Here is a 13,034-nt window from a genome sequence, read left to right as displayed (position 1 = left end):
CGGGGGCCTTGGAGTACAACGGTGGGGTGTCTCGACCTCAACTTTCGGATGCCGAGTGGGAGTTCGTCTCCCCATTTCTGCCGGTCGGTGAGTACGGGCCGTACCCGGAGAACCTGCGGGCGCACTTCGAGGGCGTCGTGTGGCGGTTCAGGAACGGGGCGAAATGGCGGGAGTTGCCCGAACGATTCGGGCACTGGTCCACCATTTACGGCCGGTTTCGGCAGTGGCGGGATGCTGGGGTGTTCACCGCGGTGTTCCAGGGTGCGATCGCCGAGGCGGCGAAGCGGGGCCTGGTGGACTTGTCGCTGGTCAGCGTGGACTCGACCACAGTCCGGGCCCGTCATGATGCTGCCGGGATGATCGTGGAGCCCGAGACCCTGGACGCGTTGGAGAAGGCCGCCGCAGAAGAAGGGGCGCCAGCCAGGAACAAGACGGGCAACTGGACCCGGAGCGGGAAGAACGACGACGCGTGAGGCGTCGCCGCAAGGCCCGACTCGCCGCCGCCGGCCTGGGACGTTCCCGCGGCGGACTGACCACCAAGACGCACCTGTCCTGTGTGCCGCAATGCCTGCCCCTCTCGCTCAAGATCACTGCGGGGCAAGCCGGGGACAGTCCGCAGTTCATCCCCGTCCTGAACAAGATCCGCGTCCCCGGCCCGGTCGGCCGGCCCCGCACCCGGCCCGACGCAGTCACGGGCGATAAGGCGTACTCGTCCCGCCAGAACCGGTCCCACCTGCGCAAACGTGGGATCAAGGCGGTCATCCCCGAGAAGAAGGATCAGGCCGCCCACCGCAAGAACCGCGGCTCACGCGGCGGACGGCCCGTCACCTGGGACAAGCAGCTGTACAAGCTCCGCAACAGTGTCGAACGCACCATCAACAAGATCAAGGACTGGCGCGGCCTCGCCGTCCGCTACGACAAAAAGCCTGAGAGCTACCAGGCCGGACTCGAATTATGCGCCGGCCTCCTCTGGATCCAACACCTCGGATCACAGCCTTGATCACAACTCCACACAGGCCCTTACTCCAGCAGGATTTCGCTGCCTGGCCTGGAGTTTCGCCGGGCGGCTGGAGTGTAGCGGGACACGGAACGGTCAGGGGCGGTCTCACGGAGACCGCCCCTCGAACGTGCGACTACGCCGCAGGTAATGGCAGCGACGGGGAAGTCTCCCCAAGTGATCACCGAGCATGCTGCCGAGCAGTGGGACCTGGAACTTGACGACCTCTTCGTGACCATCGGGCACCGTTTCGGCCGTGTGGAACTTCGCCGCCGCATGCGTGACTACGTACGCGGGCTGCTCGCCCCGGTGGCCCGCAAGAACAGCTGGCAGCTGGCCGAGCAAGCCGGCCACGCCACCCCCGACGGTCTGCAGCACCTGCTCGCCGGCGCAAAGTGGCAGCCCGACGACATCCGCGACGACCTGCAGGAATACGTCGCCGACAAGCTCGGCATGGACGGCGGGGTCCTTATCCTCGACGACACCGGCTTCATCAAGAAGGGCACCACTTCGGCCGGGGTCCAGCGCCAGTACTCGGGGACCGCCGGCCGCACCGAGAACTGCCAGATCGGTGTCTTCGCCGCCTACGCCACCGCCCGTGGCCGCGCCCTGGTCGACCGCGAGCTGTATCTCCCCAAGTCCTGGACCGAGGACCGTGAACGCTGCCGCGCGGCCAAAGTCCCCGACGATCGGGAGTTCGCCACCAAGGGCGAACTGGCCCGGCGCATGGTGCTGCGGGCCCTCGCCTCGCCACTGCCTATCGCCTGGGTCACCGCGGATTCCGCCTACGGACAGGACAGCCGCTTTCGCCGGCTGCTGGAGCAGTCGGGCGTCGGCTACGTGCTCGCCGTGCCCAAGTCCCAGTTCAGCGTGGGGTGTTCCCGCATCGAGGGCCTGTTCGCACAGGCCCCGGACGAGGCGTGGGAGAAGATTTCATGCGGCGAAGGCGCGAAGGGACCACGCGTCTACCACTGGGCGGCGGTGCGACTGCCCGCCGTCGCCGAGTTCGACTACCAGGGCGAGGTCCCCCACCGGATGCGGTGGGCGCTGGCCCGGCGCAGCATCCGCAGGCCCGACGAGATCGCCTACTACCTCGCCTACGCCCCCTTGGAGACCACCGCCCAGGAGCTGGTGCGGATCGCCGGGACGCGCTGGGCGATCGAGGAGTGCTTCCAGGCCGCGAAGAACGAGTGCGGCCTGGACCAGTACGAAGTCCGCCGCTACGTGGGCTGGTACCGGCACATCACCCTCGCCATGCTCGCGCACGCCTTCCTGGCCGCCACGGCACACCAGGCCAGGGAAAGGGGGGCGGAACCGTTGAGGCAGCCGGGGCCATCGAGGTCACAGTGGCGGAGGTTCGGCGACTCCTGGCAGCTTGTCGTCCCCGGCCCCCGCACCTGCGCGGACGCCGGGGCCGACACCACGCGATGAGCTGGTCGAACTGGCGACGCCGACGCCAGGCAGTTGCCCGTCGCTGCCATTACCTGCGGCGTAGTCGCACGTTCGAGGGGCGGTCTCCGTGAGACCGCCCCTGACCGTTCCGTGTCCCGCTACACTCCAGCCGCCCGGCGAAACCCCAGGCCAGGCAGCGAAATCCTGCTGGAGTACTAGCACGGCCCGACGGGTGAACAGCGACGTCTGGAAGGCAACGACGATCGCACCGAAGGTCACCACAGCGGCACTTCTGCGAGCACTCAATGCAACAACGCTAAGCTGCCGAGGAGTTGACCATGAACGGGGAAAGATTTCCATGCGAGTCGCGTACCGATCTGTCATGTGCCTGACGTTCGCAGTCGTCTTGAGCGGCCTCGCCGGGTGCTCCGACGGCAATTCCGGGGCAGGCGGCAAGGCACCGGATGCAGGCCCTAAGGCCAAGCCCGAATCCAGTGCGAAGGCGTTCGACCCTCCGCTGAAGTTCGGCAAGGCCGTGAAGCTGGCGCATGACGAGGACGTCAAGACCTGGGGATTCGCACCGCTGGGCCCCAAGGTCTTCGTGCGGACGGACAAGGGCCTCGACGCCTACGACACCACGTCCGGGCGCAAGCTCTGGTCGTCGGCACTGGACCGGAAGGACCGGTACACCGGTACAGAGGGAGTCCCGAATGACGACCGGAGTATCCCCCCGGTGTTCGCGCAGCAGGGAGAGCGTACGGAAGCGCTCTTCGCGTACACCGATTACGCGAAGGGCTCCGGCACAGGCGGCGACCGGACCGATGTCTATCTGCGTGCTGTGGACGCGGGCAGCGGCAAGGTGTCCTGGACGACCCGGTTGCCGGCGCCGGCCGGGATGGGAATCAGCGACATGGAGCCGGCCGTCGTCGGGGCGGAGAACGGAACAGCGGTCGTCACAGCCCTTGCCAGCACCAACGACTCAAGCGAGGACAGCGAAAGTGCCGTCACCTACGCCGTTGACCTGAGCACTCATCAGGTGACGTGGAAGCAGGAGCGCTTCGCGGCCGCCGCGGTCGACAGCGGCACCGTTGCCGGTGCGCAGGTGCCTGACCGGGCGACATTCGGGCAACTGGGTGCCTGGCACGCCGAGGAGGGTGACCTCGCTCTCACAGGCCGGGCAATCGCCGATGGGACGGTGCGCTGGAAGGACGAGGGCCACTCGTCGTTGGAGGTCAATCGCGTGGGAGGCGGCTTGTTCGCTACGGAATCCCGTTTGCATGACATCCGAACGGGCAAGGCCGTGGCTGGGGTCGACGGCGCCTACATCACGTGCTACTACGACCAGCAGTCGGTGGTCGTGTGCGGCAGCGACGAGACAGTGCGGGGAGTGGACACCCGCAGCCGCAAGGTGCTGTGGACCATCTCCAAGGAAGACCCCTCTCGTAAGATGCCGACAATTCAGGCCGCTTGGCACGGTGCCGTCTACGCCAATGCTGCCCCCGACTACGTCGTCCTCGATGCCAAGACAGGGAAGGACCGCACGACCTTCAGCGGCCCGCATCTGTTCCTGGTCAACGAGTACGCCGGAATGGACCTTGACATGGTCGCCTATCCAGCCACCGGCTGATCAGTCGGAATCAAGAACCGCCTGAATATTGATTGGAAGCGGAATACCAGGTCAGCGGGCCGGATGTCCGGCCCCAGTCGGCCGCATCGGGGAGGGTGTCTCGAGCCCCCTGGCCGCCCATGCGCGTGGGCGGCACCCGAGGACACCCGCCTCGGGGCGGAACAGATCAGACCGTCACGGAACGGCCACACACCCTTCATAGTCGCCCGGATGGGCCCATCATGGCCCCCTCTCATCACCGCGGAAGGGGCCGATCATGTTCAAGCGCGACCCGGAGAAAGCCGCCGCACGACAGGCTGAGCGCGAGGAGAAGCGCAAAGGGCGCGCGGAGGCAGCCGCCCAGCGCCAGGCCGAGAAGGACGCCCTTAAAGGGTGGCGGCGCACCCACCCCGCCGAGACGACCATGAACTTCGCAGCCATGCTGCACCTGTGGCCGACATCAAAGTACGGCGAGACTGGCATCGGCTCCGTGCTCGGCGGTCAGGCAGAGTTCGTGAACGCGGGTGCGCACAAATCGTGGACGGCCACGCGCCTCGTAGGTGGCGTCGCCACCCTCGGCACGTCGGCGGTCCTCGCTGGCCGTAAGAACAAAGGCGCCGCCGTTATCAACCTGACCTTTGGTAACGGTGCCGCGCAGACCTACAGCGTCACTCCGGAGTCGGGCACCCTGCGTGCTGCCAATCAGTACGTGACCGCGTTCAACGCCCTGGCGGCGCAGCTGGCAGCTGAGGCTGGGCAGCAGTAGCCCAGCGCACAGGAGGTGAGCGCCCGTGGCCGGCAACCCGCCCAGCGGGCGCCCTTTTCGTGCGAATTACACCAAACCCAAGAGGACGACGGGGGGGCGGCCGCGTAAACGGGCGTGAGCTTTCATCATGGTGCGTGCACCGCCCCGATCACAGCCGACTGTCGTCTACGTTGTGTCAGCTGGCGGTGGGCCAGGATCGCAGCACCGCAGCGATCTTCGCGGCCGTGCAGGTGGGTTCGAGAAGCAGGTCTCGCAACGCCATGGCGTCGTCGCGGGTGGGTTTGAGCGGGATGCTGGCGGCTTCCAGGTACATGACGCCGGTCGCCGCCGCGACGGCCATGTTGGAGCGCTCGAGCCAACGGCACCGCCCCAGAGTGTGCACCAGTGCAGCCGCCTTGGCGTACGGGCCGTTGTAGACCGGCTGCTCGAAGAGCTCGGCCCGGTGGCGCGCGCAGGCGGCGACAGGGACTCCGTAATCGTCCGGGGCTGGATCGCCTGCCCCAGCCACCTCTGCGACCTGCAGGATCCAGGGAACGTCGATGTGCAGTTCCATCAGGCGGCGCGCACTCCCGCAGGGGCCTGCTGCGCGTCCTCGGCCTCGTCGAAGACCACCTGGTGCTCGGCAAGGAACCGGGCAGCCGCATCCACCCCACGTGCGCGCAGGCCGCTGGCATCGTCCTGCACGAGGCGGGCCAGGTAGTCCCCGACACTCAGGCCCAGGTCCGCGGCACGCTGTTTCGCGAGGTCCGCGACGTCCTGATCCACGCGTGCACCGAGCTGTGTCTTCGCCATCCCCACATGGTAACAGTTGTTACCAAGCAGGCAGATGCCTTCCTGAAGCGCGTCGGGGGTCAGCTAGCCGTACCGCCGCCGCGAGTCCGACTCTCCACCGCAGCGGAGAGTCTCGTGTCGCGTGAAGCTGCACAGAGCTTCCATATGACTACGTTGAGTACATGCCGCCTGCTCAGGAGCAAATCAGGAGACGTCAGGATCCATGGCTGGCCCCGTGGCTGTGCTGGGGCGGGCTGATCATCGGCCTAGCACTAGTGCTGTCGTACCTGATCAACCCGCCGTTCAATCCGTCGTTCCTGGACCGAAAGCGGCCCGGTGGGCGGGACGAGCTGCGGCTGCAGTTCGCGGGGTACGGGGCGTTCGCCCGCGGGATCGTGGGCGACCGCATCGAGTTGTTCAGAGACGGGCTGTTGCTCGACTTCATGTTCATCGCTGGCTACACGCTGGTGCTGCTTGCGGTGTTCGGGTTCGGCGCCCTCTACTTCTACCGCTCCGTGTCGCGGAGGTTCGCTGTCCGTGCCCTGTATGTCACCGGGGTGATGGCTGTAGCGGACATCTGCGAGAACAGATTCCTCCTCTGGGCTCTCAACGGGCTCGATGACTCGCCTGACCGGCACCTCGAGTGGGCGGCGCACTGCGCCCTCATCAAGTGGGCGCTGGCCGGGCCGGTCGCTGCCAGCGCCGTGTGGGTCACCGCCACACTCCTCTCCCGTGGGCTCCTGTTCTGGCGCGCGGCAGAGGTGAAGGGTGCGCTGCCGCCGCATCCGCGTGCCCTCGTTCGAAGCGCCTACAGACTCGCCAAAGGAACCGAAAGCCCTTGGGACGACCCGGACATCATCGCTCCGCCCGCCGCGCCGCACGCCTCCAAACCCGTGCCCGACTGGTCCGCACCACCCACGCCACAGAGACCGAAGGACAGCGCCCGGGCCCGCTGGCGTACCAGGGCGCTCCAACTGCCGGGCCGGGACCCGGCGGAGGTCGGCATCTGCGTCTCCGGCGGCGGAATCCGCTCCGCCTCGGTCACCCTCGGTGCCCTTCAGGCGCTGCGCGAAGCGAAACTGCTGGCCCAAGCGCGGTATCTGGTCTCCGTATCGGGCGGCGGCTACATGGCGGGGGCCTTCCAGCTGGCGCTCACCCACGAACAGCCCAAGGACAAAAAGGGACAGCCCCTCGCGCAGGCCGATCTCGCAAAGCCCGAGGACGCGTTCGCCCCCGGTAGCCCCGAAGAGGACCACATCCGCAGGCATGCGAAATACCTCGCGGACAGCCCGAGGGAAATGCTGCTCGCCCTGGGCACCGTGCTGCGTGGGGTGCTCATCTCCCTAGGTGTGCTGGCGCTGGCGTTCGCCGTGACCGGCATGTACCTGGGCCTCTTCTACAGGACCTTCCCCGTGATCGACCTCGGGCGGTTCCGGCCGGTCGTGGAAGTTTTCAAGCAGTCGTGCGGCCACCTGGAACGTCCAGCGCCGCTGTGCGAGGAAAAGATCATTCCGAGTCTGCAGCTGTATGCGCATGCGTGGAATCCCATCCTCGGCCTCCTCGGCCTTGCCGCCGCGGTGTCCTTGGTGGCCTCCTTCGTCAGAATGCGCAACGGAAAGTCACGCCCAGCCTGGGTGCGGAGCACGGTGAAGGGAATCGTGGGCCTGGCGCTGGCGATCACGGCGTACACGGTTGTCTTTCCGGCCGTGATCTGGTTCTTCGCCTGGCTGGCCCAAGTACAGCAGGTCATCCCCGGTACCGAGGATGACTCTGGGGTGCCTGGTGTGTCCCTGCTCGGTGCCATCACTGCGGCGGCGACCTGGGTGGCAGCGCTGTTCACCGCAGCCTACAAGTCGGTGAAGAAGCTGAAACCGGACGGCGAGAAGGCGGGCCTGTTCGGCGGGGGCGACAAGTCGATCGCCACACAGGTCGGCACCAGTTGGGTGAAGGTAGTCGTCTGCTGGCTCGTGCTGCTCCTGGTCGCCTTCTTCGGTCTCGCCGTCCTGTCCTGGGCCGCCGTCTACGTCAACGACTGGGACTGGGGGTGGTGGTTGGCACTCCCGATCGCCCTGCTCATCCTGCCGTTCGCGATCGACCAAACCACGTTCAGCCTGCACCCCTTCTACCGGCAGCGGCTGGCCGGCGCCTTCGCCGTACGCCGCGCGGTCATGAAAGACGGCTCGGTAGGCGCGCTTCCGTACGACTACAACGCCGAGCCAACCAGCCTGAGCACCCATGCCCAGAAGGTGGACGGCTTCCCGCAGGTCATCTTCGCCGCCTCCGCAGCCGTCTCGCTGCGCAACCGCACCGCGCCGGGCCGGCCCGCAGTCCCCTTTTCCTTCGCCTCCGACTACATCGGCGGCCCCGACACCGGCTGGGTGCGGACCACCACGATGGAGCAGACCGCGCGCCCGCTGATCCGCCGCGACCTCACCGTGCAGTCCGCCGTCGCGGTGTCCGGAGCTGCCTTCGCCTCCGCGATGGGCACGCAGACGTTGTACCTCGAGCGGCTGCTCGCGCTGTCCAACCTCCGCCTGGGTACCTGGGTGCCCAACCCCTCGTATCTTGCTGAGATCGCGACGTACGGACCCGACTGGACCATGCCCCGGCTGCCGAGGGTGCGGCGGCTGCGGTACCAACTGCAGGAATTGGTGGGCCGGTACTCGGATACGAGTCCCTTGCTGCTGTGCACCGACGGCGGGCACTTCGACAATCTGGGGCTGGTTGAAATGCTCCGGCTTCGCTGCCGGACCATCTACGTCATCGACTCCAGCGGAGACTCGCCTCCGCTGGCCACCACCTTGGCCCAAGCGGTGACCCTGGCGTACGAAGACCTCGGCGTAGTGATCAAGTTCAAGCAGGAGGAGATCCTGAAGCTGGTGCCGGGCAGCGCCGAACCGATCGAACCGAAGGAGCCGATGGCGGCCCTCAACGCCCGGTTCTCCGCCAGCTGTGTAGTTGTCGGGGACATCATCTACCCGGAGCCCGTCATGTTCCCAGGCGGCAAGCTTTCCACCCACGGGACGATCATCTTCGTCAAGGCGAGCCTGACCCCGGACATGCCTTATGAGCTGCTGAGCTACGCCCTGAAGGAAAAGGTCTTCCCCCGGCAGAGCACCTTCGACCAGTGGTTCGACCACGCCCAATTCAACGCCTACCGGGCTCTCGGCCACCACCTCGGTGAGGCAGCGGTAAAGGCGGAGGCGGCAGACGTGGCCGCTTCGGCGAGGAAGTGCTTTAGGCGGCGGAAGGATGCCCCCTAGTAGCCCGTCGCCTGCTCTCGTCCGTATGCCCCCAGGGGGCTCCCACAATCCGGGTGAATTGCCGGTTGAGATGCGGCTGATCATTGAAGCCGACCGCGGCCGCTTCGACGGGCGGCGTGCCCGCGTCCAGCGGCAACCGGGCGCGCCTGGCCGGGCGACCGGGCGGGTAAGGTCTGTTCGGTTTCGAACTTCGAGATGAGGCCATCCGAGTTCGTCGCCGGCTTCCTTCGCTGCCAGCGAGATGGCCGGCCAGTCGGCGGGGTATCGGTCCTTGTTCTCCGGCCGGATCGGCATCGGTCATTCCTCCTTCGCGGCAACGGCGACCAGGTGGCCGATGCGGGCGGCGGTGTGGCCGGCGTATCCGGTCGGCCACTTCCTGCTGACGAGCTCGATGTGGTGCTCGGTGGTCATCTCCCAGGCGGCGAGCGGGAGATCGACCGCACGGGGCGGCGGGTTGATCCGCGTGTTGTGGCCGATGCGGACCAGGTCGACGGCCAGGCGCACGCGGTAATCGGCCGCGGCATCGGCCTTGAGCTGCTCGTCCAGGGCGGCGGCCCACCGCATTAGCGGCCGGGTGTCACTGGCCTGCGGCCCCGTACGGCCGGGGGTGTTGGAGTCTCCAGGCCAGGTCGGTGTCCTCGGGGCGGGCGGCGGCGATGATCGCCTCCACTCCCCCGCCGGGCACCAGTCGGGTGGTGTAGAGAGCAGCGCGTACGCGCCGAAGCCGGCGCCGCCGCCGGTACGGGACAGGGTGACCCGTACCGTACCGGCGAACAGCTGGCCGCGGTCCTTACCGGTAAGACGGCCATCGCACTACCCGGCCCGCTGAGCGGGAACGGCCGCCTTGCTGTCCCGGTTGTTCCAGGCGTCCATGACCTTCGCGGAGATGGAGCCGACCGGGGAGACGACCATTCCCTGGGCGCGGGCCCAGGCCCAGGCCCGGATCTCGTCGCGCTGGCGCCTGTCGTCCAGCGTCGGGGCGCCGGCGGGGGCGGCCCTCGTAGTCTTGCCGCCGTTCTTGAGCCGACGCAGCTTGGCCTGACTAGGTATTTTTGTCAGATGATCTGGGGCATGAGGGTTGGCGCGCGCGGTGACCGCTGCCGCCGACAATGGCGGGGTGGCGGAATTCTGCTCGGGGTCGGTGCAGGACCGTGGTGAAGGCGTCAGCGGACCCGGCAACGGTCATCGCCATGCAGCAGGGCGAGCACGCTGAGCGCTCGTCATGCCGAACGCGTGGTAGGAGGATGGGCGCACCGCCCGGGACAACGCTTGCGTTGCCTTGCAGGGAGCCATCGTCAGACAGGATGGTGTCATGATGGCTAATGTCGCTCGTCTTCCCGAACCTCCGGCCCATGAGCCCGATTTCGAGGATGATTTCACCGCTCCGCGGCTCAGGGAAGATTGCTGGATCGATCACTATCTGCCGCACTGGACGTCGCCCGAGCGGTCTCAGGCACGCTACGACATTGACGATTCCGGGCTGCGGTTGCGTATCGACGCTGACCAGCTGGATTGGCGAGAGGAAGACGCCCCACTCCGCGTGTCCAACCTGCAGACCGGGGTCTTTTCCGGCCCAGCGGGCTCTCGGCGAGGAACACACCGGCATCGTTCGGATGGGCTCGTCGTCCGCACGGAGACACCAGAACGTTTGCTGTGGGCGCCCACCGCTGGACGTGTGGATGTGACCGTGAGCGCGAGCGTGAATGAGGGGTGCATGCTCGCGGCGTGGTTTGTGGGGACGGAGCATCTGTCCGAGAAAGACAGCGGCGAGGTCTGCATCTTCGAGATTGACGCTGACGCTGTCGGCGAGCGGATGAGCCACGCCCGATGCGGGGTGAAAGCGCATTCAGACGGGCGGTTGACAACCGACATGACGGAAGTCGGCCTTCCCCTGGACGCGTCGAAGCCGCACACCTGGACGGCTATCTGGGGACCGTCGGGCACGATCATCGGTTGCGAGGGCGTTATCGTGAAACGGATGCCTCAGTCTCCCAGCTACCCGCTTTTCTTGATGATCGACCTCTTTGAGATCGGTCCTCGCTCGGGGACCGACACCTCCTACCCGAAGACTGCTCACATCCACTGCGTGCGTGGGTGGGATGCCGTCTCAGCGTCTGATAGGCAGTAGGTCGGCGAGGAGGAAGGCTCGGAGCCCACCGAGTAGGAGTTCCGCAGGTCAGCGGGTGGGTTGGGCCTTCTTCGTCCAGCGGTCGGTGCGGGGGCTCCTGCGGGTGAGGCGGCGGGTCATCATGGTGATGAGTGCCCAGTTCAGGTGGGCTTCGGAGTGCTGGGGCAGGCGTTCGTAGTCGCGTGCGTTGCGGCGGGCGTTCATGCACCAGCCGATCGTTCGCTCGACTTTCCAGCGGCGGGTTCTGTGGAATCTGATTTGTCAAGTAGTTCAGCCTTTGCCCTGGTTGACGGCGACGATGGGCAGGAGCGTCGCGGTCGCCGGAACACCGACCTGGCGAGGTGTCGCGCCAGCTGGCGTAGGAACGTCGACCAGCCGCTCCAGAAGTTGGTCGAGTGCGGCCTGCCCGTCGTCGACGGCGGCGCGTTCTTCGTCGTTGAGCGGAACGCTCGCCAACATGCGCTGGAGGTTGTCCTTGGCCTCCAGGAGCTGGCCCTTGCTGGAAGCCTTGGGCGTGCAGAAGTCGCAGCGAGCGCAGGCCATGCGGTGTGGGCACTGCTCGAAGAACGTGTAGGTGCAGAATCCGTGACCGAGGTCGTAGTACTGCCACGGCTCGCCCGACGCGGCAGCTCCGGAGGTGACCGCGTCCCGGTCGACCAAGACCTCGATGGTGCGGACGTTGCGCTCGAAGTACCCGGCGTCGTTGTAGGCCCTGGCCAGCGTGTTCGGTGTGATCTTGGCGTAATGCTGAGTGGACTCCGGGCTCCGGTGACCGAGCCAGGCTTGGAGCTCGAACAGCGTCATCGGCTCCTTGGCGTTGTAGAGCTGGCTGGCGATCGTGGACCGGGCCCGATGGCTGGTGATGTTGCCCCGGACATCGACGGTCGGGACGCCCGCCTTCCGGCAGAGCGCCGGGATGATCGTCTTGTTGACGTAGGTCTTGGCGACCCGGCGGGCCCTCATCGCGAAGAGGAGATCGACGTGCTCGCCGGTCTTGCGGTCCAGCATCTTCGGCTGCTGCGGCCGGAGGTCCTGCCATGCCTCGATCGCCTTGCCCAACAGAGGATCGACGGGCTTGGTGAACGCGGTGCCGGTCTTGTGGGTGGGGACGTCCAGCAGACAGACGGCGTCTCGTGCCAGTACCTCGTCGGAGTCGCCGGGGATCGGGAAGCCGTCGTGCTGCCAGCGGATGCAGCCGACGCGGAGGCGGGCGATCTCATCGCTGCGCAGACCGCTGAACAGCCAGGTCAGCGATAGCGCCCGCAGGAGTTCGAGCGGATAGCGCAGGCTGTTGAGGGCTGTTGGCAGGTCTTCGGGCGCAATGTTGAGTCCGGCCCACAGCAGCTTCGCCCAGATGTCGTCGGCTATGACCCGCGGGTCGGGTCCGAGCATCGCCTGGACTGTTCTGGGCGTGGCCAGGGCGCGGACGGGGTCGAACCGTCTGGGGATCCACTCCCATTCCTGCAGGTCGCGGAAGAACGCCCGGGTCGTGGTGAGGTAGCCCGACTTGGTGTGCGGTGTGACCGGCTGGCCTGTCCGTTTCTCGTGACTGGCGAGTCTCTGGGCGTAGTCCCCGACGCGGAGCTTGTCCACTGCTGCGACCCAGGCCGCGCAGGTCTGACGGGTCCACTGGTCCGGCTCCGTGATCTCCGGGTGTTCAGCGGCGAGCCAGCGTCCGATCTTCGACAGCAGGGAGCGGTTGTTGTCGCGGACCTTGCGCGACAACGTGGAGGTGGAGTGCCAGCGTTCGACCCATTCGGCCCACTGACACGAGGTCCCCTCGATCTCGGGCATCCGCCCGCGATACGGAGTTGGCGGCAAGGAACAATGCCCGAGAGCGGCCACTGCCCGCTGGATCCCGTAGAGGGCGCCGATGTAGCGATCCGGCAGGTCAGGATGCTGACGGATCCGGTCGAACGCTTCTGTCGTCAGGTCTTCGAGGATCGGGCTGCGGTTGAGCAGGAGCGCCTGACACAGGACCGGGGAGATCCGGGAGTCGACGCCGGCCTCAATCTGATAGCCCCAGCCGCGAAGCACCTGCGCGATCTGCTGCTGTGCTTCATCGACGTCACGCTTGCCGAACACGCGCCAGGCCAGCGGCAGGCGCTGAA

Annotated in this window: 10 protein-coding genes and 2 pseudogenes; 6 read left to right on the top strand and 6 right to left on the bottom strand. The window is 66.9% G+C overall.

Annotation, left to right across the window (positions count from 1 at the left end; translation table 11 throughout):
• The first annotated feature begins 26 nt into the window (after positions 1-26).
• The 4 genes and pseudogenes from SLUN_RS38245 (at position 27) to SLUN_RS38230 (ending at position 4,761) form a co-directional block, all read left to right on the top strand.
• Positions 27-1,000: pseudogene (locus SLUN_RS38245) on the top strand (IS5 family transposase).
• A gap of 147 nt (positions 1,001-1,147) precedes the next feature.
• A complete protein-coding gene (locus tag SLUN_RS38240; protein ID WP_217505158.1) occupies positions 1,148-2,428 on the top strand; it encodes an IS701 family transposase in 1,281 nt (426 codons plus the stop codon).
• 193 nt (positions 2,429-2,621) lie between these two features.
• Complete coding sequence (locus SLUN_RS38235; RefSeq protein WP_159100446.1) at positions 2,622-4,016, top strand: hypothetical protein; 1,395 nt, start codon at positions 2,622-2,624, stop codon at positions 4,014-4,016.
• 256 nt (positions 4,017-4,272) lie between these two features.
• Positions 4,273-4,761: a hypothetical protein gene (locus SLUN_RS38230; protein ID WP_108154402.1), complete on the top strand. Its 489-nt coding sequence runs from the start codon at positions 4,273-4,275 to the stop codon at positions 4,759-4,761.
• 175 nt (positions 4,762-4,936) lie between these two features.
• Here SLUN_RS38230 and SLUN_RS38225 read toward each other — a convergent pair whose 3' ends face one another.
• Both SLUN_RS38225 and SLUN_RS38220 read right to left on the bottom strand, forming a co-directional pair.
• The gene (locus tag SLUN_RS38225; RefSeq protein ID WP_108154401.1) at positions 4,937-5,314 is read right to left on the bottom strand and encodes a fic family toxin-antitoxin system, toxin component; all 378 of its coding nucleotides are present in this window, start codon (positions 5,312-5,314) and stop codon (positions 4,937-4,939) included.
• A complete protein-coding gene (locus SLUN_RS38220) occupies positions 5,314-5,553 on the bottom strand; it encodes a hypothetical protein (protein ID WP_108155179.1) in 240 nt (79 codons plus the stop codon). The genes SLUN_RS38225 and SLUN_RS38220 overlap by 1 nt, the downstream gene beginning before the upstream one ends.
• A 254-nt stretch (positions 5,554-5,807) precedes the next feature.
• Between SLUN_RS38220 and SLUN_RS38215 the strand changes: the two genes are divergently transcribed.
• Positions 5,808-8,795: a patatin-like phospholipase family protein gene (locus SLUN_RS38215; protein ID WP_159100445.1), complete on the top strand. Its 2,988-nt coding sequence runs from the start codon at positions 5,808-5,810 to the stop codon at positions 8,793-8,795.
• Positions 8,796-9,092: 297 nt separating this feature from the next.
• Here the strand turns inward: SLUN_RS38215 and SLUN_RS38205 are convergent, their stop codons facing one another.
• Entirely contained in the window at positions 9,093-9,359 is a 267-nt protein-coding gene (locus tag SLUN_RS38205; protein WP_108154399.1) for a hypothetical protein, read from the bottom strand.
• A gap of 249 nt (positions 9,360-9,608) precedes the next feature.
• Entirely contained in the window at positions 9,609-9,974 is a 366-nt protein-coding gene (locus tag SLUN_RS38200) for an Lsr2 family protein (protein ID WP_108154398.1), read from the bottom strand.
• Between the two features lie 133 nt (positions 9,975-10,107).
• Between SLUN_RS38200 and SLUN_RS38195 the strand changes: the two genes are divergently transcribed.
• A complete protein-coding gene (locus tag SLUN_RS38195; protein ID WP_108154397.1) occupies positions 10,108-10,923 on the top strand; it encodes a LamG domain-containing protein in 816 nt (271 codons plus the stop codon).
• Positions 10,924-10,977: 54 nt separating this feature from the next.
• Here the strand turns inward: SLUN_RS38195 and SLUN_RS38190 are convergent.
• Both SLUN_RS38190 and SLUN_RS38185 read right to left on the bottom strand, forming a co-directional pair.
• Positions 10,978-11,163, bottom strand: a pseudogene (locus SLUN_RS38190) (IS5-like element IS4811 family transposase); the annotation flags it as partial.
• A 30-nt stretch (positions 11,164-11,193) separates the two neighbouring features.
• On the bottom strand, positions 11,194-13,008 hold the full coding sequence (locus SLUN_RS38185) for a tyrosine-type recombinase/integrase (RefSeq protein ID WP_257153887.1): 1,815 nt from the start codon (positions 13,006-13,008) through the stop codon (positions 11,194-11,196).
• Positions 13,009-13,034 lie beyond the last annotated feature (26 nt).

The organism is Streptomyces lunaelactis, assembly GCF_003054555.1.
GTDB classification, from domain to species: Bacteria; Actinomycetota; Actinomycetes; order Streptomycetales; family Streptomycetaceae; genus Streptomyces; species Streptomyces lunaelactis.
This window is presented reverse-complemented; position numbering and strand designations above follow the sequence as displayed.